Annotated in this window: 18 protein-coding genes; 6 read left to right on the top strand and 12 right to left on the bottom strand. The window is 67.6% G+C overall.

What is annotated here, in order from left to right; genetic code table 11:
* Positions 1 to 43 precede the first annotated feature (43 nt).
* Positions 44 to 934, top strand: a complete 891-nt coding sequence (locus KKR91_RS01770) for a class II glutamine amidotransferase (RefSeq protein ID WP_210231400.1) — start codon at positions 44 to 46, stop codon at positions 932 to 934.
* Positions 935 to 1,020: 86 nt separating this feature from the next.
* Here KKR91_RS01770 and KKR91_RS01775 read toward each other — a convergent pair whose 3' ends face one another.
* The gene (locus KKR91_RS01775) at positions 1,021 to 2,163 is read right to left on the bottom strand and encodes a glycoside hydrolase family 76 protein (RefSeq protein WP_210231399.1); all 1,143 of its coding nucleotides are present in this window, start codon (positions 2,161 to 2,163) and stop codon (positions 1,021 to 1,023) included.
* Between the two features lie 171 nt (positions 2,164 to 2,334).
* On the opposite strand from KKR91_RS01775, the gene KKR91_RS01780 reads away from it, so the two are divergent.
* From KKR91_RS01780 to KKR91_RS01795, 4 genes are all read left to right on the top strand, one after another.
* Positions 2,335 to 3,108 carry a 3-hydroxyacyl-CoA dehydrogenase gene (locus KKR91_RS01780; RefSeq protein ID WP_210231398.1) on the top strand — a complete coding sequence of 258 codons (774 nt, stop codon included), beginning with the start codon at positions 2,335 to 2,337 and terminating at the stop codon, positions 3,106 to 3,108.
* A 5-nt stretch (positions 3,109 to 3,113) separates the two neighbouring features.
* A complete protein-coding gene (locus tag KKR91_RS01785) occupies positions 3,114 to 4,385 on the top strand; it encodes an acyl-CoA dehydrogenase family protein (RefSeq protein ID WP_210231397.1) in 1,272 nt (423 codons plus the stop codon).
* A 170-nt stretch (positions 4,386 to 4,555) separates the two neighbouring features.
* Entirely contained in the window at positions 4,556 to 5,062 is a 507-nt protein-coding gene (locus tag KKR91_RS01790; protein ID WP_210231396.1) for a hypothetical protein, read from the top strand.
* Positions 5,063 to 5,227: 165 nt separating this feature from the next.
* Positions 5,228 to 5,533 (top strand): hypothetical protein, encoded by a 306-nt coding sequence (locus KKR91_RS01795; RefSeq protein ID WP_210231395.1) that lies wholly within the window; start codon positions 5,228 to 5,230, stop codon positions 5,531 to 5,533.
* Between the two features lie 91 nt (positions 5,534 to 5,624).
* Here KKR91_RS01795 and KKR91_RS01800 read toward each other — a convergent pair whose 3' ends face one another.
* From KKR91_RS01800 to KKR91_RS01840, 9 genes are all read right to left on the bottom strand, one after another.
* Positions 5,625 to 6,554, bottom strand: a complete 930-nt coding sequence (locus KKR91_RS01800; protein WP_210231394.1) for an NADP-dependent oxidoreductase — start codon at positions 6,552 to 6,554, stop codon at positions 5,625 to 5,627.
* 29 nt (positions 6,555 to 6,583) lie between these two features.
* On the bottom strand, positions 6,584 to 7,492 hold the full coding sequence (locus KKR91_RS01805; RefSeq protein ID WP_210231393.1) for a hypothetical protein: 909 nt from the start codon (positions 7,490 to 7,492) through the stop codon (positions 6,584 to 6,586).
* Positions 7,493 to 7,818: 326 nt separating this feature from the next.
* Positions 7,819 to 8,739, bottom strand: a complete 921-nt coding sequence (locus KKR91_RS01810; protein ID WP_210231392.1) for an RluA family pseudouridine synthase — start codon at positions 8,737 to 8,739, stop codon at positions 7,819 to 7,821.
* Between the two features lie 83 nt (positions 8,740 to 8,822).
* Complete coding sequence (locus KKR91_RS01815; protein WP_210231391.1) at positions 8,823 to 9,674, bottom strand: DNA-formamidopyrimidine glycosylase family protein; 852 nt, start codon at positions 9,672 to 9,674, stop codon at positions 8,823 to 8,825.
* Positions 9,667 to 14,640: an ATP-dependent helicase gene (locus KKR91_RS01820; protein ID WP_210231390.1), complete on the bottom strand. Its 4,974-nt coding sequence runs from the start codon at positions 14,638 to 14,640 to the stop codon at positions 9,667 to 9,669. The genes KKR91_RS01815 and KKR91_RS01820 overlap by 8 nt, the downstream gene beginning before the upstream one ends.
* A 73-nt stretch (positions 14,641 to 14,713) precedes the next feature.
* The gene (locus KKR91_RS01825) at positions 14,714 to 16,513 is read right to left on the bottom strand and encodes an HNH endonuclease signature motif containing protein (RefSeq protein WP_210231389.1); all 1,800 of its coding nucleotides are present in this window, start codon (positions 16,511 to 16,513) and stop codon (positions 14,714 to 14,716) included.
* Between the two features lie 202 nt (positions 16,514 to 16,715).
* Positions 16,716 to 17,375 (bottom strand): DUF4232 domain-containing protein, encoded by a 660-nt coding sequence (locus KKR91_RS01830; protein WP_210231388.1) that lies wholly within the window; start codon positions 17,373 to 17,375, stop codon positions 16,716 to 16,718.
* Between the two features lie 75 nt (positions 17,376 to 17,450).
* Complete coding sequence (locus KKR91_RS01835) at positions 17,451 to 18,167, bottom strand: YcnI family protein (RefSeq protein WP_210231387.1); 717 nt, start codon at positions 18,165 to 18,167, stop codon at positions 17,451 to 17,453.
* Positions 18,168 to 18,285: 118 nt separating this feature from the next.
* Positions 18,286 to 18,741: a 23S rRNA (pseudouridine(1915)-N(3))-methyltransferase RlmH gene (locus KKR91_RS01840; RefSeq protein WP_210231386.1), complete on the bottom strand. Its 456-nt coding sequence runs from the start codon at positions 18,739 to 18,741 to the stop codon at positions 18,286 to 18,288.
* A gap of 78 nt (positions 18,742 to 18,819) precedes the next feature.
* On the opposite strand from KKR91_RS01840, the gene KKR91_RS01845 reads away from it, so the two are divergent.
* Positions 18,820 to 19,701 (top strand): patatin-like phospholipase family protein, encoded by an 882-nt coding sequence (locus tag KKR91_RS01845; protein WP_210231385.1) that lies wholly within the window; start codon positions 18,820 to 18,822, stop codon positions 19,699 to 19,701.
* On the opposite strand, the gene KKR91_RS01850 is transcribed toward KKR91_RS01845, so the two are convergent.
* Both KKR91_RS01850 and KKR91_RS01855 read right to left on the bottom strand, forming a co-directional pair.
* The gene (locus KKR91_RS01850) at positions 19,698 to 19,970 is read right to left on the bottom strand and encodes a hypothetical protein (protein WP_210231384.1); all 273 of its coding nucleotides are present in this window, start codon (positions 19,968 to 19,970) and stop codon (positions 19,698 to 19,700) included. The two genes, KKR91_RS01845 and KKR91_RS01850, sit on opposite strands and share 4 nt — an antisense overlap.
* 119 nt (positions 19,971 to 20,089) lie before the next feature.
* Entirely contained in the window at positions 20,090 to 22,072 is a 1,983-nt protein-coding gene (locus KKR91_RS01855; RefSeq protein ID WP_210231383.1) for a serine/threonine-protein kinase, read from the bottom strand.
* Positions 22,073 to 22,124: the final 52 nt, after the last annotated feature.

Raw genomic sequence — 22,124 nt, forward strand, 5'->3', positions numbered from 1 at the left:
CGAGCCTTAAATTCATCGCTTCTCCGCCTTCGGAAGGTCAATCATGTGTCGTCTCTTCGGTATGCACGCCGGCCATGTTCCGGTTACGGCCACCTTTTGGCTCCTTACAGCGCCGGACAGCCTGGCGCAGCAGAGCCGGCGCGAGGCCGATGGTTTCGGGATCGGAGCCTACGACGCCGAGGGCAGGCCGGTGATTGAAAAGGCGCCGATCGCTGCGTACGAGGACAAGGCCTTCGCCGCGGAAGCACGCGATCTGGCCAGCATCACCTTCATCGCGCACGTCAGGTACGCCAGCACCGGCGGAAACCTGAAGGTCAACACCCATCCGTTCGAGCAGGACAACCGGCTGCTGGCCCACAACGGCGTGGTCCAGGACCTGGACCGGCTCGATGCGCGGCTTAGGCAGCTGGGCGTGATGGACCTGGTCAAGGGGGAAACGGACAGTGAGCGGGTGTTTGCACTGATTACTGCGGAGATCCGCAGCAACGGGGGCGACGTTGAGGCCGCCATTGCCTCTGCCCTGGGGTGGGTGGCGGAAAACCTGCGGCTGTTCGCCGTGAACATTCTCCTGGCCAATGCCACCGACATCTGGGCCGTCCGGTATCCGGACACGCACCCTCTCTATGTGCTGGAGCTGTCCGGCCAGGACATGCGCGGCGGCATGCAGACCCACCGGATCAGCGTCCGCAGCGAGGAACTGGCGGCCGGACAGCGCCCTGCCGTGCTGTTCGCCACCGAGAAGATGGATGACAATCCGGGCTGGCGGCTGATGGACTCCGGGGAGGTCCTCCACGTCGACAGTTCGCTGGCGGTGCACAGCAGCCGTCCGCTGCCGGCGGCGCCGCGCTATCCGCTGACCCTGGAGGACCTGGACGAGCGCGCCGCGGCCTCGCAGAAGCCGCTGCACGCCGGGGCGGCAGGGCCGACGGCTTAGATGGGTCTAGAGGGGCCGGGAGCCTGCCGGATGTGACGGGGGTGGGCCGGGGGTGCGCCGGGGTCTGCGGGGCCTGCCGGGGTGCTTCAGGACTGTCCGCGTTCCACCCGCACTGCCGCTTCCAGGATGATCCAGGCGGAGAGCTGGGTGGAGAGGCCGACGGCGGCTCCCGCCGGATAGTGCTGTCCGGCCGGTTCCAGCGGGTGCGGGGAAAACACGGAGTGCCCGTTCCGGGCTGCGCGTCCTGCCCAGACGGCGTCGGCGGTTGAACTGACCAGCTCAGCTGCCTGCTTCCGCGCTTCGGCCGGAAGGGTCGCGGAGACCGCGGCCAGAGCCAGATAGCGGCAGAGGATTCCGGTGAACAGCCCGGCGTCACCGGTTCCATGCGTGAGCAGCACGGCACTGCCGGGATGAGTCAGGCGGGTCCGCACGGCAGCGATCAGCTCCGCGGCCCGGGAGAGGTTCGCCGGTCCGCCCAATTCCAGCAGTGCGCCCAGGACCGGTCCCTGGTTGTAGGTGAACACTGCCCCTTCCAGGACCGTGCCGCCGGAGGGGCCGGCCGCCTTGATGCCGTCCAGATACAGTCCGCGCTGCGGGTCCAGCAGGACCGCATTGAGCCAGTCCACCAGTGACTGCGCCCGTTCCCGGTCTCCGGTGCGCGCGAAATGCAATGCTGCCGGCGCAGTGGCCGGAGTGTTCTTGAACGTTCGCTTCCGGTTCCAGAACAGGCCGCCGCCAAATTCCGGCGTATGGGCCGAGCGGAGGGCTTCGGTGAGTGCCGCCATCATCTGCGGATGGGGACGCGCCTTCGCTGCCGGGGCGCCGCCGTCGCCCTCCTGATAGGTGTCCGGCAGGGTTCGCCCGGGCCGGCCGTCCGGCTGCAGCGAATCCAAGCGGCCTACCGCCAGGGCAAGCCAGGCCATGTCGTCAAAGAACCAATTGGTGGCGCGCAGTCCGTTGCGCAGCCGGATGCTGCGGACCGCCAGCTGGGCCTGCGCCGCGGCATCGGGTGCTCCGCGCAGCGCGGCGTCCACGAGGGCATCCACATAGTGCGCCTGCCACCAGTAGTGCCAGGGGCCGGGCAGGATGCGCCGCGGCGCCGGGCTCTGGACCGCGGCCAGCCTGGTTCCCGGCAGGCCGAACACCGGGCGGGCGAATGCGGCCGTGACGGAAGCGGCAGCGTGAGAGGCCCGGGCCGGGATGTCATGCAGCGGTTCCTCGTCAGGCATGCGGCCCAGCCTAGACCGCTCCGGGTCCAGCTCACAGCCGCGGGCTGTGCTGCGGTCTTCCGGATGCCGCATCGGTCTGGCACCGGCCGGGATGCACTGTGCGCCGGATCACAGTAGGCTCACTATGCGCCGCCGCACGGGCGGCAGCTCAAATCTTCCGCAGGAGCAGGCATGGACATTTCAGGCGCATCGGCCCTCGTCACCGGAGGGGCCTCCGGGCTCGGCCGGGCGACTGCCCGCAGGCTGCACGACGCCGGGGCATCGGTGATCCTGGTGGACCTGCCGTCGTCGGGCGGGCTGGCCTACTCCGCCGAGCTGGGCGGCGATGCCCGCTTTGTGCCGGGGGATGTGACCGACCCCGGTCAGATGGCCGCGGCCGTGGAGGCGGCCATGAGCGCCGGGCCGCTGCGCGTGGCAGTGAACTGTGCCGGCATTGCCACTCCGGGGAAGGTCCTGGGACGCAACGGGGTCCTGCCGCTGGAGGACTTCGCCCGGGTCATCCAGGTGAACCTGGTCGGAACGTTCAATGTCATCCGTCTCGCGGCGCAGGCCATGGCGGAGACCGAACCCGTGGACGAAGGCGGCACCGCTGAGCGCGGCGTCATCATCAACACCGCATCCGTGGCGGCCTTCGACGGGCAGATCGGACAGCCGGCCTACTCCGCGTCCAAGGGTGGAGTAGCGGCCATGACCCTGCCGCTGGCCCGGGAACTGGCCCGGCACCTGATCCGCGTGGTCACGATCGCGCCCGGCATCTTCGAAACGCCCATGATGGCAGGCCTGCCCCAGGACGCCCAGGACTCGCTGGCGGCGCAGGTTCCACATCCCTCCCGGCTGGGCCGGCCGGATGAATACGCCGCCCTGGCCGCGCACATCATTGAAAACCAGATGCTCAACGGAGAGACCATCCGTCTGGACGGCGCTATCCGGATGGGACCGCGCTGACCTTTATGGCTGTTGATCCACAAATGCGTCTGCCGGACGCGGACTTCTACGGCTTCGAAGACCTGCTCAGCGAACGCGAGCAGGAAAAGCTTGCCCAGCTGCGGTGCTTCCTGGCGCAGGAGGTTGCACCCCATGCCGCCCGCTGGTGGCAGGACGCGTACTTCCCGACCGAACTGCTGCCCAAGCTCGCCGCCCTGGAGCTCTCCACCCCGGTGCAGCAGGGCTACAGCCCGCTGTTCGCGGGGCTCGTCATCGCGGAAATGACCCGGACCGATACCTCCATCGCGACCTTTTTCATGGTCCACCACGACCTCTTCGTGGAGGCACTGCATGCGTTCGGCTCACAGGAGCAGAAGGACCGGCTGCTGGGCGATGCCCTGGCGCTGCGGATCACCGGAGCCTTTGCCCTGACCGAGCCCGGGCACGGATCGGATGTGGCCGGGGGCCTGGAAACCACCGCAGTGAGGGACGGTGATTCCTGGATCCTCAACGGCAGCAAGCGCTGGATCGGCAACGGCACCTTCTGCGACTACATGCTGCTCTGGGCCCGCGAACCGGAGACCGGCAGGGTCCGCGGGTTCCTCCTGGATGCCTCCCTTCCCGGGGTGCACCGCCAGCGGATCGAGAACAAGACGGCGCTGCGCACTGTACAGAACGCGGACATCACCCTGACCGGCGTCCGCGTCTCCGAAGCAGACCGGCTGGCCGGAATCGACAGCTTTGACGACATCAAGCACCTGCTGCGCGGTTCCCGGATCATGGTCGGCTGGCAGGCCGTCGGCACCCAGCTGGCCGCCGTCGACATCGCGCGGGCCTATGCCGTGGAACGGCAGCAGTTCGGCCGCCCGCTGGCCTCGTTCCAGCTGGTGACCGAACAACTGGTGCGGATGCTGGGCAACACGGTAGCCAGCACCGGAATGCTGGCCCGGGTCGCCGAGCTGGAACGCGGCGGCTATCCGTCCGCGGCCAGCCGGGACGGGGCTGCCGTTGGCGGAGCGCCCGGCAGGTCTGGCGGGGGATCGCGCGGCGGAACTTCCGGTGGATCCCCCGGCGGCGGCATGGCGCAGGCAGCCCTGGCGAAGTCCTACGCCACCCGCAAAATGCGCGAGACAGTGGCGCTGGGCCGCGGCATCCTCGGCGGCAACGGCATCCTGACGGACTACCGCATGGCCAAGGTCTTCGCCGATGCCGAAGCCATTTACACCTATGAGGGCACCTACGAGATCAATACCCTCATTGTGGGCCGCGACATCACGGGAATTTCCGCGCTGCGCTAGGTTCGCCGGTTCCCTTGCCGGCGCGGGCGGTGCCCGGCCGTCTCCGACTGGAACAGGACAGGCAAGATCAGTAGGCTTACTAGTTGAAAGGCTGCCGGGTTTTCCGGTTGTGGCCACCGGCCAGGACCGGGCAATACGGCAGCCAAAACGATGACGGAAAGGCAGAGTTGATGGACGAGCAGAGCATTCCCGACCCCGAGCTGGGCGACGATCCGGTGCTGGCCGACGGCATTGCCGATGTGGCCACGCCCGACGAAGTCGCAGATGTTCCCCTGCACGACCTGATGGACGCCGACGACCTGAGCAACACCGATGAAATAGTCGATCCCGCAGACCTTCCCAACACCGGTGAGGTCCTTGATCCTGCCGACCTCAGCTACCCCGGAGCCGCCGAGGACAACCCGGAGAACTGGCGCGAGGATCCGCTGATCGACGAAGAGCCGCTGAATGAACCGGGTATGTTGTCCGACCAGACGCTCCGGGAGGAAACCGCCGAGGAGCGTTTTGAGGACGGCGACGCACAGGTCCCGCCGGAGGTACCGACCATTGGCGAGGCGGCCCTTGACGTCGACTTTGACGACCCGGCTTCTGCCGATGAGGAAGACGCCAGCGATGACCCGGCCCACTTGGGCGGGGACCCGTTGGCCGCTTTTGACCCTGAAGACCGCGAACTCTGAGAATCTCCCGGAATCTCCCGGCCGCAGGAACCCCTGCCGTTGAAGGCAGGGGACCTGCCGCCGGTTAGCCAGCCGTCGGTTAGCCAGCCGTCGGTAGGCTCGGCCGGTTAGCCTGTTCGGGCAGACTGCGGCCGGTAGTCCGGGGCAACCGTCTAACCTGTCTGTATGCCTTCTTTCCGAGCCCAGCTGAATATCACGGGGCTGAAGCCCGGAGCTGCTCCGGAAGCCGTGATGGAAACGGCGGCTGCGGCTTTGGCCTCCAGCCACCATGTGGAAGCGAACCAACTCGACATTGTGGCGGGGATACCCCGGATCACCCTGCGGTTCATGGTGCCTGACAACGAATGGTCAATGGAAAACTCCCAGGCCAAGCGCGCGGCAGCCACTATGCGCCATGCAGTGGAAGAGATCGCCGACGCGGAACGGCTCCAGGTCCTGCGCCGTCAGCGGGGCCGGTGGGTTCCGCTGTAGCTGGCCGGCCAGGGCGCTAGAAGCCGGCCAGGGCGCTAGAAGAAGTGCAGCCGGCCCTGGAAAACCAGCACCAGCGGCCCGGCACTCCACCTTAGAAGAGCAGTACAAGCCGCCCGCGGACTCCGCCCGCCTCGAGCCGCGCGTGGGCCGTAGCGGCCTCTTCGGCCGGCATCCGGTCTGCAACCCGCAGGGTGAGCGTTCCGTCTTCAACCAGCTGCCGCAGCGTCTCCAGCTTCCGCGCTGAATGGTATTCCTCCCGGACGGCAATGGGATGGACCGTAATGCCGCGGCCCGGCTCCTCGCTCCACCAGCGGAAGGTGGCGAATCCGCCGTCGTTCCTTACTGCCGAAACCGCTTTCCCGTTCATCACCGCTGCGTCCGCCAGCGCATCCACACCGTCGGGAAACAGCTCGCGGACGTGGCCGGCGAAGTCATTTCCCCGGTCCACCACGTAGTCCGGGCCCAGGCTCGATACGAGGTCGCGGTCCTTCGCCGCGGCGTCGGCGACGACAACCAGGCCGGAGTGCTTGGCCAGCTGCACGAGGTAGTTGCCCAGCGTTCCCGCAGCTCCCGTCACGGCGAGGGACTGCCCCGGTTTAAGGTCGAGCTTTTCGAGTGTCTGCACGGCGGTCAGCCCGTTCATCGGCAGGGTGGAAGCTTCGGCGAAATCAACGCCGGCTGGGATACGTGCCAGCGAATCTGCCGGACTGACGAGGTACTGCGCATACGCACCGTGATGTTCGCCCAGGGGCAGGGCGATGGCCATGACCTGCTCGCCGACCTCCCAGCCGCTGTCCGGTCCGGCTTCGTCGATGACTCCCGCAGCGTCCATTCCGGGAATGGCGGGCATCCGCAGCGTGTCGGGTGCCTGCCCGCCGGAACGCAGCACGGTATCCGTCGGGCTGACGGCCGCTGCATGAACCCTGATGCGGACCTCGCCAGGGCCGGCATGCGGCTCCGGAACGTCAAGGACAGTCAGGGCCTGCGGCCCGCCGAATTTCTCCACGCCAATGATCTTCATACCCGGCGGCAACCACAGCGGCTGCGGGACTATTCCGGACGGTCTGCGCCGCCGTCGCTGTTGCTGTCGGCCTGGTCGCCCGGCGTGTCGCCCGGATCTTCCACGCCGTCGTCGTTACCGCCGGCGCTGCGACGGGCGCTGATCCGCCGTTCGTGGTCCACGTGATGACGCCGCGAGCCGGAGGAGACCACCACCAGAAAAGCAGCACCCGCAGCCGAGGAAGCGATGACGAACGACCCCGGTGAACCAGCCAGCCGCTCCACCGTTACGCACACCAATCCCGCTGCAGCCGCCAGTGCCACGGGCAGGTGGCCCCGGTCCGTCATGCAGACCACGGTGAGGCCCACCGTGACGCTAATCAGGGCCACCAGTGTCCAGACCGTACCGCCCCAGCCGCCGAGATCGACGTCGTGTCCCGTCAACAGGACAGAGAGGGCAGTGGTCAAGGTCAGCACCGCCAGGGCAAGGAACCAGCCCAGGGCAACATCGGTCAGAGCGCCCTCCGTCCAGGACCCGGCGGGCTCCCGGTTGATGAGATGGACTGCGGTCAGCCCGACCGCCACCTGGAGGGCAGCGACAGACAGCACCGCTGGGGCGCTGTCCAGGGAAACCGCCATCAGCCAGCCCAGGGCTGTGGTGTTGGCAGCCAGGACGACCCACCCCAACCGGTTGTGCCGCGGATTCTGCCGCTGCCGGGGAAGCCACTGATATACGGCATAGCCCAGCCACAGAGCAGCGACCGGCAGCCACAGCCACCAGAACACGGCTGCCGGAGCCATCAGCGAACCGCCGGGGTCCAGCACCTCCAGCGTTCCGTTCTTCAGGGTGCCACGATCTTTCAGGGTTCCGCCGTCGCCGAAAACCTGGACCAGCGCGCAGCCCGTAGTCGCCGCGGCAGCAGCCGACACCGTGGCACGGCGGACAAGTCCGGGGGACATCGACGCCGTTAGGGGCGTCGGGCCGGACAGCGGAGAACGTCGAGGCGGTGCGGATACTGAAGGCGGGCGTGGAGGCACTGAGGGTGTCAGGACCCGCTTCTGCACGGGAGCGGTTTGCCGGGGCGTGGACTGCGGAAGCATCAGGGTCCTTCCCCTGCTGGAGAGTATCCGCAGGTCGTGCCCCGGGATATTTCCCCTCACCCTACCCAGCGCCACGGCAGTCGGCCAGAAAAAGATTTGGCGCTTAGGGCAGTGGCTACGTGGCGGCTCCCTCCGGCTGGTTAGGCTCCCAGTGGCTCCCGCCGGTCAGGGCGGCTCCCGGCCGGTCAGGCCGTGGCGGGCCGGCTCCCGGGCGCGAACGCCAGCGTGAGTCCGCTGCGGTACTGCACCGGTGCCCGGGTCAGCGGGTCCACGAATTCCACGGAACGGGCCAGCAGCTGCAGCGGCCGCGTGTAATCGTCCGGCGCCTGCGGCAGCAGCTCGGGATAGAACGAGTCGTTCAGGATGCCCAGTCCCAGCGAGGCCATGTGCACCCGCAACTGGTGGGTCTTACCGGTGTGGGGCTGCAGACGGTAGCGGCCCACGCCGTCGTGCTCTTCCAGCAGCTCGACGCGCGTTTCCGCATTGGGTTCGCCCTCCACCTCCTGCGCCAGGAGATAGGTGCGCGACTTGATCATCCGGCTGCGGACAACCCGGGGCAGCTCCAGATCGCTGCGGACAGGGGCAACCGCCTCATATTCCTTGCTGATGCGGCGCTTCTCGAACAGGGTCTGGTACTTACCCCGGGTCTGGGGGTTGGTGGAGAAGAGCAGTACTCCTGCAGTCATCCGGTCCAGACGGTGCATGGGGATCAGATCGGGGATATCCAGCTGCACCCGCAGCCGCACAAGGGCCGATTCGGCCACGTACATCCCGCCGGGTGTGGTGGGCAGGAAGTGCGGTTTGTCCACGACCAGCAGGTTTTCGTCCTGGTGCAGGATATTGATCTCGACCGGAAGCCGCTTTTCCGGTGGCAGTTCACGGTAGTACCAGATGAAGGTGTGCTCGTTCAGGAGGGTGCGCTGGCTGAGGGGGACACCGCCCAGACCGACCACTTCACCGCGGGCAAAGCGGTCCACGATGCCGTCCGGATCGACGTGGCCGAAGCGGTCAAGGACATAGTCCATGGCGGTTTCCCACGGGCCCTCCACCGGCAGGCGCAGACGGGTGGCATTCACGCCGTTGCGCACGGGAAGAGGAGATGACATCACCCTTCCAGCCTACCGAGTTCCCGGCAGGGCTGGTTTCAGCCAGGTGTGCCGGGAAGCCAGCGCACGACGACGGGAGGGGCCTAGGTTGCCGGCAGTGGCTGGCAGTGCGGACAGTAGTAGAGGTCCCGCAATTCCAGGGCGTTGTCGCCGACCAGTTCGTGCAGCACCTTCGTTCCGCAGCGCAGACAGCCGCGGGTCTCCCGGTTGTAGACCCAGAGCGGGTCGCCGCGCATGTTTCCGGTGGTGATTCTGCGGCTGCGCAGCTTGTTGGCTTCCAGCAGCCGCTTGGACAGGTCCACGATGCGGGGCAGGTTGGGTACCTGCGCCACCGGTGTCAGCGGATGCACTCCGGCCAGGAAACACACTTCACACCGGTAGACGTTCCCGATTCCGGCGAGATTACGCTGATCCAGCAGCGCCAGGCCAATGGGCCTTTCGGGTACCGATTCGATCCGCCGCAGTGCTTCGGCCGCATCCCAATCCGGTCCCAGCAGGTCCGGGCCAAGGTAACCGACGGCGTCGTCCTCTTCGGCCTGTGGAAGGACGCGGAGGAAGCCCAGATCAAAGCCCACCACCTGCTTGGCCGCTGTTTCCAGGATGCAGCGGGCCTTGAACGCCGGGCGCCGCCAGCGCTGCCCGCGGTCGTAGACGTGCCAGAGCCCTTCCATTTTCAGGTGCGAATGCAGCAGCCAGCCGTCTTCCGGTCCGCTCGCGGCCCGGTCTGGCGCGTGCTCATCCACCGGGGCGACATCCAACGGGCCGATCCGGATCAGCAGGTGCTTTCCGCGGGAGACGACTCCGGAGACGGTCCGGCCGCTGAAATCCGTCGTAGCGAATTTGGGCACCCGGATATCGCACCGGGTGATGGTTTCGCCGGCCAGTGCGGCATTCAGTTCCCGGGCGGCACGCCAGACGGTATCCCCCTCAGGCACGGTAGCGCAGCCCCTTGGGTGTGGTGTAAAAACCGGCGTGGATGAGGGCCCGCGCCGCGTCCGTGTCGAGGATTTCAGTGCCGTTGACCTTTTCGATGGCCATCTTTTCCGCAGCTCCCCGCCGGATGATGCCCACCAGCGCGGTGGCGGAAAGCTCCAGCGCTGCCGGGTCTTCGGTGAAGGTGAGCAGTGTCTTTCCGCCCCGTTCTGCGTACAGGGCCAGATCGCCGTCCACGAGAACCACCAGCGCTCCGGCTTTCCGTCCGGGCCGGTGGCCACCGTCGAGTGGCGGCCACGGCAGCGCCGCACCGTAGGGATTGGCCGGGTCTGTCGCGGCCAGGGCCACTGCCGTGGGTTCCGACTTCCGCAGCTGCCCGTCCTCGGAAAAGGAGCGCAGCCGGTCCACGGTGGCCGGCACGGCAAACTGGGCGGCACCCAGTTGCTCAATGAAGTATCCGCGGCGGCAGCGGCCCATCTCCTCCAGCCGGGCGAGCACCCGGTACAGCAGGCCGAAACCGCCCGGGGTCCCCTCGCTGGCGACAGAGCCGCGGGTGAGGATGCCGTAGCGGTCCATCAACAGTTCGGCGGTGGCGTGGGCATGGATGGTGGTGTCCGGCTCCACCGGAGGCAGCAGGCTCCAGCGCCCGGCCACGAGTGCCGGAGCATTCCGCAGGGTGGCCGGCTGGTTGCCTGCGGCCAGCCGCATCGAGCTTCCGGTCAGCGACGCGCCGGGTGCCCGGCCCAGCCGGCCCAGCCGTGCGGTGCGGGCCCGTGGAGTGGCAGCCCGCTGCTTGTGCGCCGTCTTGCCGCCGGAGAGGAGGGAACGGACCGGAGTGAAGGTGTCATTGCTGATGCGTCCGGCCCAGACCAGATCCCACAGTGCACTGATCACGGCACCGTCAGAGGCAGCGGAACCCTCCGGGCTGCCTGCAGCCAGGGCATCAACGAGTTGGCGGAAGAAGTACGCTCCACCGCCGGACAGCAGGTTTTGCAGCTGTAGCTGCAGGTCAGTGGGCTCAAAGTCGGCCGCAGGCGCCAGCGTCAGCGGGGCGTTTTCGGCCAGGTGCAGGGCTATCCAGCCGTCGTTTCCGGGCAGGGAGCCGGTTCCGGACCAGAGCACCTCTCCGGTGGCCGTGAGTTCATCGAGCATCGACGGTGTGTAGTTGCGGACCCGGGATCCCAGGATCAGCGGCTCCCAGGCCGATGCCGGAATCGGCACTCCGGAGAGCTGGTCGATCACGGTGGCTACGCCGTCGAGCCCGCGCAGCGAAGATCCGACGTTCTGCCAGACCGGCAGAAAACGGCCGTAGGTGGCCGGATCCACCGGCTCCACCTCGGACCGCAGGGCGGCCAGGGAACGACGGCGCAGCCGGCGCAGCACCTCCACATCGCACCATTCGGTTCCCGCAGGCGCACCGGGAATCGTGATGACGGCCCCCGGGGTGGTGTCGACGCCGGCTGCAGCGTCCAGGATCTGGGTTTCCGCGGGCCGGAATTCCCCTTCCACCACCCGGCCCTCTCCGGCCAGGCGCTGCAAAGTGGCATTGACGACGGCGACACCGAGTCCCAGCCTGGCGGCGGCTTCCGCTGCAGTAAACGGCCCGTGGGTTCGGGCGTAGCGGCCCACCAGATCGCCCAGCGGATCGGCGACCGGCTCGATAAACGCCAGGGGAACGCCCATCGGCAGCGGCACGCCGAGGGCATCGCGCAGCCGTGCCGCATCCTCGATTGCGGCATAGCGCGTGGCTCCAGCGACCCCGACCTTCAGGGCGCGGTTGGACCGGACCAGCTGCTCGAGCAGGTTGGAGGCGTATTCAAGGGAGGCTGGGAGGTCCTGCGAATCTGCACCCTCCACCGCCGTCTCGGCAGCAGGCTGCAATCGTTCCGCCACCTCGGACGGCGTCAGCGGACCCAGCAGCCGCAGCAGGTCGGCCACTCCTTCGATTCCGCGGGCGCGGCGGTCCACTGCCAGCCGCTGCAGCTCTCGTTCGGTTTCGGCGATGATCCGTGCATCCAGCAGCTCACGCAGTTCAGCCCGGCCCAGCAGCTCGTTCAGCAGCGTCGGATCCAGCGACAGGGCGGCGGCGCGGCGTTCGGCCAGCGGCGAGTCGCCCTCGTACAGGAACGCGCCGACATAGCCGAAAAGCAGGGAGCGGGCGAACGGCGACGGCGAGGGCGTGGTGGTCTCCACCAGCCGGATTTCACGGCGTTCAATTCCGGCCGCAATGTCCTTCAGGGCCGGCAGATCGTAGACGTCCTGCAGACATTCACGCACCGTTTCGAGCACGATGGGGAACGTCGGGTACTTCTTGGCGACGTCCAGCAACTGTGCCGACCGCTGCCGCTGTTGCCACAGCGGGCTTCGCTTTCCCGGGTTTTGCCGCGGCAGCAGCAGGGCCCGGGCAGCACATTCGCGGAAGCGGGAAGCAAAAAGCGCGGATCCGCCCACCTCTGCCGTCACTATCGATTCCAGTTCCTCCGGGTCGAAGAGGAACAGCTCGGCGCCTGGTGGCTCATCCTCCATCAGCGGCACGCGCAGCACGATGCCGTCGTCGGACGCCATTGCCGAACCGTCCAGCCCGTACCGCTGGTTCAGCCGTGCACCGACCGCCAGAGCCCACGGTGCATGCACCGGCATTCCATAGGGGCTGTGGAGGACTACCCGCCAGTCGCCGAGCTCGTCGTGGAAACGTTCCACGAGCAGGCTGCGGTCATTGGGGACGACGTCGGTGGCCTGCTGCTGTTCGCGCAGATAGGCGATCAGGTTTCCGGCCGCCCACTCGTCGAGCCCGACGGCGGTGAGGCGTTCGGCCGCTTTCGCGTCGTCGCTGCCGGCCATTTCCCGGACGAAGGCGCCCAGAGCCCGGCCCAGTTCCACCGGCCGGCCCAACGTGTCTCCACGCCAGAACGGCAGCTTTCCGGGCTGGCCGAAGGCGGGGGAGACCAGCACCCGGTCATGCGTGATGTCCTCGATCCGCCAACTGGTCGCGCCCAGGGCGAAAATGTCTCCGACCCGGGACTCGTAGACCATCTCCTCGTCGAGCTCACCGACGCGGCGGCTGTTTTTCCCCTCGGAATCGCCGACCAGGTACACGCCGAACAGGCCGCGGTCCGGAATGGTTCCGCCGGAGGTGACGGCCAGGCGCTGCGCCCCCGGACGTCCGGTGATGGTGCCTTCGGTGCGGTCCCAGACAATGCGGGGGCGCAGCTCGGCGAACTCGTCGGAGGGGTAGCGTCCGGCCAACAGATCCAGGGTGGCGTCGAACGCCGACCGCGGCAGGCCGGCGAAGGGCGCAGACCGCCGGACGACGTCGAACCATTCCTCCACATCGATGGAACCCAGTGCCGCTGCCGCAACGGTCTGCTGGGCGAGGATATCCAGCGGATTGGCGGGGATGAAGAGAGGCTCAATCTGCCCGGCCAGCATCCGCTCGGCGACAACGGCGGAGTTGAGCAGGTCGCCGCGGTGCTTGGGAAACAAAACGCCCTGGGACGTTTCCCCGACCTGGTGTCCGGCGCGGCCCACCCGCTGCAGGCCGCTGGCCACCGAGGGCGGGGATTCGACCTGGACCACCAGGTCCACGGCACCCATATCAATGCCCAGTTCCAAGGAGCTGGTCGCGACGACGCAGCGAAGGCGTCCGGATTTCAGGTCATCTTCGATCATGGCCCGCTGGTCCTTGGACACCGACCCGTGGTGGGCGCGGGCCAGCACGGGGTTATCGTCCTCGACCGCAGCCTGCTCCGGCTCGCGGTACCGGATGGAGACTCCGGCCTGGGCCATCAGCTGTGCAGGAGGGCGGGCGGGAAGCGTCTGCCCGTCGGTTCCGGTCGCTGCAGAATCGGCCACCGCGAGGGCCGCTGCTTCCTGGCGGTAGGCATGGATTTCATTGAGCCGTGCCGTCAGCCGTTCCGCCAAGCGGCGCGAATTGGCGAACACGATGGTGGAGCGGTTGGCCTCGATGAGGTCGACAATCCGTTCCTCGACGTGCGGCCAGATGCTGGCCTGCGGGGCGAAGCCGCCCTCTGCGGTGTCTTCGGCCGCGGGTGCCCCTCCGAGGGCGGACATGTCCTCCACAGGCACGGTCACGGTGAGGTTCCAGGACTTGGTGGAGGACGGCGCCACGATGTGCACGGGGGCGTTTCCGCCGAGGAACCGGGCCACGGTTTCATGCGGTTCCACGGTTGCTGACAGGCCGATGCGCTGGACCGGTTTGGGCAGCATCGCGTCCAGCCGGGCCAGGGTTACGGCCAGGTGGGCGCCACGCTTGGTTCCGGCGACGGCATGGACCTCGTCCACGATGACCGTTTCCACTTCGGCCAGAGTCTCCCTCGCCCGCGAGGTCAGCATGAGGAACAGGGATTCCGGCGTGGTGATGAGGATGTCCGGCGGTCTGGTCAGCAGCGCCCTGCGCTCATTCTGCGGCGTGTCACCGGAGCGGACCCCGACCGTGATGGCCGGGGCTGGCAGGCCCAGGCGCTTGGCGGTCTGGGTGATGCCGATGAGCGGTGCGCGCAGGTTCCGTTCAACGTCGACGCCGAGGGCTTTCAGCGGCGAGATGTACAGGACTTTGGTCATGCGTTTGGGCTCGGTGCTGCGCTTGCGTCCGGGCGCCTTGGCGGGTTTGGCAGGCTCGACGGGGCCGGGAGCTGCGGAGCCGGAAGCTACCGGCACGGAAGCCGTGGAAGGAGCCGCAGCCGTTGAATCGGCGGAAACTCCAGGACCGGCAGGTGTGGAAGGAGCAGCGGCTGCCGACGCAATAAAACTGTCCAGCGCCCAAAGGAAGGCCGCCAAAGTCTTGCCCGACCCGGTGGGGGCAACCACAAGGGCGTTGGATCCTTCGGAGATCGCTTCCCACGCTCCGGCCTGGGCCGGCGTCGGCGCAGCGAAGGCGCCCTCGAACCACTCCCTGGTGGCGGGCGTGAACTTCTGCAGCACCGACGGTCCCGATGTCATGGGAACCATTGTTCCGCACTGCCCCGACACTTTTGGACTGCACCGCGAGGTTTGGCTGCGGGCCGAATTCCTGCCCCTGCCGCTATGAAGCCAGGCCTTCGCCGGTCAGGATCGATCCGGAGCCCACCAACCCCCGGAAGTACAAGTTCCGCAACGGAACGCGGTCCGGATCGACGTAGGCAGGCGGAACAAACCACGGGATGCCCGACTGCATTTTGATGAGCCAGTTTTCCTTGTGGATTTCATGGTGGTGGTGCGAGCACAGGAGGACGCCGTTGTCGGTGGAGGTAGGTCCGCCCCGGCTCCAGAAGTCAATGTGGTGCGCCTCCGTCCACGGTCCGGGAATGGAGCAGCCGGGAAAGGCGCACCCTTGGTCCCGGGCATGGAGAGCTTTCCTCAAGTGGGGTGGAAAGAGGCGCTGTTCCCGGCCAACATCCAGAATCCGTCCCTCGCCCGAGAGCACTACAGGCAGCAGGTCAGCGTCACAGGCGATCCTCCGCACCGTAGCCGTTGCTACGGGACCGGCAAACGCAAAGGCCCCTGCGCCAAAGGACCCTGAGCTGAGGGACCCTGCGCCGGGGGACCCTGAACCGAGGCTGAAGCCGGGTACAGGATCCGTGGCACCGGACGCGCCTGCTCCTTTGCCTCTGACCCACTCCACCCGGTCCAGGTCAGCAGTGGATTTCAAGGCCGAACCGTAGTCGAGTGACTTCAGAAGCGAGGCAGCATCAATGGTGACCATGACCTGCGGGCGAAGTCCTCCAGCCGCCGGAACGCCACCGGCAGCCAGAGCAGCTTTCGCAGCATCGACCAGCCCGCCCAGTAGACGCTGGGGGCGGCTTCGTTGGTCCAGTCTCGAGACTGTACCTGGGTCAGCGGGTGTGCCGTCGATGCCTTCAGCGTGAGGGGGTTCCGCGTTGACGTTTTCCGGAACACCGCCGCTTCCTTCAGCACCATCTCCGTCTGCAGCGGACGCAGCACGGTCCTGGATCCGAGGACCGGCAGCTGCATTCATAACCGTGAGCAGTGTTTCGTGCTGGTCATCGGTGCAATAGATCTTCAAGTGGTTGAGACCGTTCTTCTTCCTGCCGGGAAATATCCCCTGGAAACGGCGCAGTTCTTCTTCCGACGGCTCCGCGTCGTCCTGGTTCGCCAGCAACACCCAGCGGCGGGCAACCTGCAGCAGAAAGTCCCGGTCCTGGTGTGCAGCGAGGGCAGCCAGATCCGCCTCCACGACTCCGGCGGTCTCGGCATCGGTGCGGTGCCTGATCTGTTCCACGGCGTCCGATATGACGGCGGCCGCAGCGGAGGAGATTGTTCCGGAGGCCAGTTCCCCGCCAAGGGCCGGCAGGGCCGGCGGCAACGGTTGTCCGGTGGCAGTGCTTGACGGCAGCAGGGCGGATGCGAGGTTCAAACGCCGCTGAGCTTCACCCCGCCCAATGCGCAGGCGGCTGCGGAGATAGTCGGCGGTGGAACGGAACTCGGCATGGACCTTCCCAGCAGCAAATTCGGCGGTCCCGGCTGCAACGGGATCGCTACCGGGCAGATCCGCCACGTCCGGGACCAAGGCTGCTGCCCGAGTTACGCCCAGCGACGAGGCAACCCGATGGGTTTCAAGAGCGCCGGCACAGACGATCTGAAGGTATTCGACCGTGCGTGAGATGGCCTCCACCTCGGCAGCGAGGATTGCCGCGGCGCCTGTACTCATCAAAGCGGCGGCCGACAAGGCGTCGGGTCGGAGAATATCCAGCGCCTCACCGAGTTCCGTCACCGAACCCAGAAAATCCGTGGGATCAGCACGGTCAGCCGAACTGCCCTCCCAGGGTGGCGCGCCGGATGAGTCCGGTCCTGTGGGTGCATCCACCCCAACTGCTGCTGTCATGGAACCAGTTTTCCGGAGAACACCAGTACCGATCCGAAGAACCCTCCAGATGTGGAATGACCTCCAGCGACACTCCTCTGACAACTCCTGTGGAGGACAGGACAGTCGTGGCCCTGAGCGAGCAAATCCGGCTACTCATCCGGATTCTCCGCCGGCTACTCCGCCCGGGTTCGTCTAGGCCGCCCGGCCCGCCCGGGTGAAACTACCGCTTCTGCAGGGTCCCGACGCTGAGCAGCTCGACATCGGAGTTGGCACAGGCCAGGGCTTCATGCGCGATAGCCACCGACTCCAGGTCCTCCGGAGGATAAACGAGCAGCTGCGTCGCGGGCTGGGCCTGGCAGGAATCACCGTAGTTCTGGGCCCGGGTCTCGCGCAGTTCCGCCACTGCCGACTGGCCCGGCTCCAGGACAAGGGAGCCGCCGGCGGCAGGACCATCGGTGGAACGGGTAGCAGCGGCGCCGATCTGCTGGCCTGCCGCGTCGAGGTAGGAAACCCCCGGGTAGCCGGGCGCCGCAGTGCAGGGTGCGGCCGAAACATTGGTCAGGACCAAGGTCCGGTAGACACTGCCTGCAGCGCCGCCGCCGGCAGTGTCTTCCGCGGAGCCCGACAGGAGGGCAGCCGAGCAGGCAACAGGGCTGTCCGGCACCGGAGCGGCATCTGTAGGAGAAGGCGTTGGGGCCGGCGAGCTGCGGACGGCACCTCCCGAAGCACTGGGGGAGGCGCTGGCGCTGGGCGAGGATGAAGAGGGCGACGACGACGGCGCATCATCCTCATCACCGCTGGAGCCGCAGCCGCTGACCGCCAGAACGGCGCCGAGAGCAAGGGCAAATACTGAGGAGGATTTCCAAGACCGGGTATTCATAGCCTCACTTTCTCCGCACCGCCGGGCAGGGTCAAATAAGCCCCGCCCGGCAGGCGGAAAATGACGCCGCAAACGTTACGCTTTGCGGGTCCTGAACAGGGCCACGGCACCCAAGAGAAGCCCCAGCACGCCGGCACCCAGACCCGCATAGCCGGCGACGGCGGCGGCCTCTACGTCGTCCTCGTCGGCCAGCTGATCCGCGTCATCGGACCCGGACCCGGACCCGTGCCCGCCGCCGTGCCCGTCAGAAGCGTGGGACGCCTCCGTCACGGTGATCACCGGAGCGGGGGATTCCAGGTCGGCGTCGGTCTGCCCCTCGGCCGGCAGCTGGGCCCAATCCGTCTCGCCCTCGGCGCAGGACTGCAGAACCGGGAAGGCCAGCGTCTCGCCGGCAGCGTCGGGAAGCTTGACGGTCAGCGAGAAGGTGTCGCGGACGCCGTCGGGCAGCGGTTCCTTGGCGGTGAAGACCACCTGGCTGGTCCGTGACGCGATGCTCGTACCGTTGTCCAGGACCCGCGGTTCGGCAAAGTCCTCGGTGACCTTGCTGATTGTCCAGCCGGGATGCGCCGTCGGCGTGGCGTCCGTGACCTGATCCGGAAGAGTGACGGTGACCGCCGTCGTCGGCGAGCCGGAGCAGCCGTGCGAGGTCTCGAAGGTGAGCAGTGCGCTCTCGCCGGCCGCCGTGGAATCCGGATGGACGTGCACGTGGGCGGAAGCGGCGCCCATTCCGGCAGCCATGAGGACGGCGGTTGCGCCTGCGGCTGTCAGGGAACGAAGAAGGAGCTGACGCATGGAGGAGACCTTTCGGGGCGCACGAGGCGCGGCGCTGGCATGGTGGCATGCCGGTGGGGTTGGGGCGCTTCCACTGTACCGGGATCACGGGGAGGGGACCCGGAAGGAAAGCCGGCTGCTATTCGTGGTGGTACGGGCGTCCGCCGGCGATTTCCTGCGCCCGGTAGACCTGTTCGGCCAGGATCAGGCGCACCAGCTGATGCGGGAAAACCAGCGGGGAGAGGGACCAGATGAAGTCGGCGCGGTCGTGCACGCTTTGATCCACGCCGTAGGCGCCGCCAATGATCAGGGTGACGTTGCGGGCGTTGTCCAGCGGCTTCTGCAGTGTCTTGGCGAAGGCCGGAGACGTGATCGCTTTGCCCCGCTCGTCGAGCAGGATCACATAGTCGCTGCCGAGCTTGCCCAGCAGCCGCTCGGATTCCTCCTTGCGCGCGGCGTCGCCTTCCCGGGCGGAATGGGGAATGGAGACCCAGGTCAGGTCGAAGGGCTTTTTCAGCCTCTTCTCATACCGGCGGATGCCGTCGACAACCCAGTCTTCGTGCTTCCGGCCAACCACAAGTACGCGCAATGCCATGCCTCCATTGAATACCTCCGGCTCCCCGCGCCGAAAACGAGTGACTGCAATCACCAATCTGGCCACTAGACTGCCCGGATGACTGATTCGGTGCGGACGCGGGCAGTGGTTCTTGGTGGCGGGGGAGTGGCGGGCATCGCCTGGGAAATGGGGGTGCTGGCCACCCTGATGGAGCAGGGCATCGACCTGGACGACGCCGACCTGGTGGTGGGCACCTCTGCGGGGTCCGTGGTGGGTGCAGTGCTGCGGTTCGGCGTGCTGCGGCAGGTCCTGGCGGCGCAGTTCCGCGAGGATGACCCGGCGGAAACCGCCATGGAGCAGGGGGAGCTGTCCCACTTCAGCACGGAGGCGTTTATGGACATGATGGCCGACGCCGCCCGCGGCCCGGGTGGCGAGGAGGCCGCCCGGGCGCGGATCGGCCGGGAAGCCCTGGCTGCGGGTAGAGAGCTCTCCGAAGAGGACTGGGTCACCACGATCCGCTCACTGCTGCCGGCGCAGCAGTGGCCGGAGCGCCCCTTGCAGATAACGGCGGTAAACGCCGACGACGGCGCGTTCACAGTGTTCGACGCCGCCTCCGGCGTTGACCTGGCGCTGGCCGTGGCGGCAAGCTGCTGTGTTCCCGGAGCATGGCCGCCGGTCCACATCAACGGCGCCCCGTACATGGACGGCGGAATGCGCTCGGCAACGAACGCGGACATCGCCGGGGACTATGACAAGGTGCTGGTGCTCTCCTGCGGCCCGGAAGCGCCGGACAGCCCGTTCGGTCCCACGCTGCCGCAGGTGCTGGAGCAGCTGAAGGGTCGAACGGAGACGTTCCTGATCGACGCCGACGCCGCCAGCCTGGCGGCGTTCGGAACCAACCTCCTGCTTCAGTCCACGCGGAGGCCGTCCGCTGAGGCCGGCCAGCGGCAGGCGGCCGCCGTCGCGGATGACGTCAAGGCGTTCTGGGGCGCAGACTAGACCCGCTGAGGCAGCTTGGTCTTGGGCCGGCCCTCGGCCTTGCCGCCTTCAACGCCGCCGGCAACACCGGTATCGCCGATGTATCTCCGTCCGGAGACCTCGCTCCAGCGGGTGGCGGAGATTTCCTTCCTCACCAGCCAGCGCCCCTCATCCGCCGATTCAAGGATGACGAGTGTTCCGGACAGGGGTACCTGATAGGAGTACTTCAGCTCTTCGCTGTCCTCGAGCTCCTCTGCAGGCCCCTCGGCTTTCTGGATGCGTACGGACATGGCGGGCCTCCGATGCTGATTGCTGGCCGGCACTCGGGGCATGCCGGTCCTGCCGCCCAGAATAAAGCCCGGGGAGCAGTGTTGCCCAGACCCCGGCCCTCCCGATCGCCCGGCCCGAATCAGTCCCCGGCGTTTTCCCGGGAGGTAATGCCAAAGCTGGGGGACTGCAGCTCGGTGAAGTTCCCGACGCTGGCCCGCACGGTGCACTGGGGAGTGATCTGCAGGGCAGTCACGGTGAGTCCGGAACTGTCCACTGCCAGGGCACCGCCGCAGCCGTCGGAGAACCGCAGCCCCTGCTCGCCGCCGGTCACCGCGGCGAGCATCTGCGAGGGCTTGCCCGATGCGGGACTGATATAGAGCGGGTTCAGCTCGTCCGGACCGCCGGCCCACACCGGCACCAGGGTGATCTTCAGCGGGCTGGGCGTCACAACGCGGGACGGCGTGCGGACCTCCACGCCGAGCAGGCGCTGGACCGGATAGGCAGTGCCCATGACGGCCGGTTCCTGCATGGCGGCAGTCGTTGCCTCGGACCCGCCGCTGAGCCACGTGTCCAGGGCCTTTTGGTCCGCAGGGGCCACCGGCACCGTGGCCGTCACCTCCACGCGTCCACCCGCCGGGATCTTCAGTTCCGAGAGCTTCCAGCCGCATTCGACGTCGACGCCGGTGATCGAGCCCTGGTTCCGGCTCACCGTGGCGCCCTCCCAGGTGGCTGCCGGGCAGGAATCGCCTTCGCTCAGGCCGGGGATCACCTCGAGGAATTCGCCGGACAGCGGCGCCTTCTGCGCCGAGTAGGCGATCGTCAGCCGGGTTTCCCCGGAGGACGGCGAGTAGGACGCATTGCGGGAGATGGTCAGGCCGGTCGGAAGGGCAGGGTCCTGGAGCTGTGCGGACAGCTGTTCGCCGGCACCGGCCGCCTCAGCGGATTTATCCGCCGGGGAGAGGACCATAAACCCGACGATCATGGCCACGATCAGGAGCACCGCACCGCCGGCCAGCAGCAGCGCCTTGCGCGTGCGCCAGAACGGAGGGGCCTCCTCCTCGTCGACGCGCGCCACGGTACGGGGCCGCACGTCACGGCGCGGGAGCGAACGGACCATGGTCGCGCTGCCGGCCTCCCCAAGATCGGGAAGCGGAACATCCTCCTGAACCGCAGGGGCGGAGGCCAGGGCGCTAAGGTCTTCGTCGGTGAAGGAACCCCGGACCATCGTGGCGGGGCGCTCGACGTCGTCGAAGTCCTCGGGCGCTTCCACCCGCGCCAAGGGGGCGTGGTCGGCTACGCGCGGGGCGAGGCGCCGCAGCGTGGCCGCGGCGTCGGCGGCGGTGGGGCGGCGGGCAGGGTCCTTGGACAGCAGGAGGTCCAGGAACTCCCAGACCTTGTCGTCCACCGGGATCCGCGGCGGACGCGAGGAAACATGTCGGTAGGCAACACTGAAATCAGGTCCGGCGCCGGCAAACGGGGTGCGGCCGGCCAGGAGTTCGTAGAGCAGGACACCGGTGGAGTACACGTCCCCGGGAGGGCCGGAGCGGCCGGAGCTGATGAGCTCGGGCGGCATGTAATGCGGTGTGCCCACCAAGCCGGTGGTCTGGCGGAGCTTCTCGCCGACGACGTCGGAGATGCCGAAGTCGGAGACCCGCACGTCGCCCGTGGCCCGTTCGGACCAGGGCCGGTTGAGCAGCACGTTGTCGGGCTTGATGTCGCGGTGCGTCACGCCCCGGGAGTGGGCAAAGGCCAGGGCATCGAAAACTTCGGCGGCGACGTCGAACGCGTCAGCGGGACGCAGCGGACCGCTTCCCTTGACCACATCGCGCAGCGAGCCGCCCGCAATGTAGTCCATGACAATGGCCAGCCGCGCACCTTCGACCACCATGTCCCGCACCGTGACGATGGAGGAGTCCTTCAGTGCAAGGAGGACGGAGCGTTCTCGGACGAACCGCTCGATGAGCGAGGGGTCGTCGGCATGCTCGGGACGCAGGACCTTGGCCGCCAGCGTCTGGCCGTCGGCGGATGTCACCGTCCACACCTCGCCGACCGCGCCGGAGCCTACCCGTTCCCCGAAGCGGTAGGACGCCCCCAGCGCCTCTCCCGTCTGTGCGAGCTGCATACCTTTACTCCCCAACGCCATTGATCTGATTCCCCCAGGCCGCCGAGCCGGC

This window comes from Arthrobacter jiangjiafuii (assembly GCF_018622995.1).
In the GTDB taxonomy this organism is placed as follows: Bacteria; Actinomycetota; Actinomycetes; order Actinomycetales; family Micrococcaceae; genus Arthrobacter_B; species Arthrobacter_B jiangjiafuii.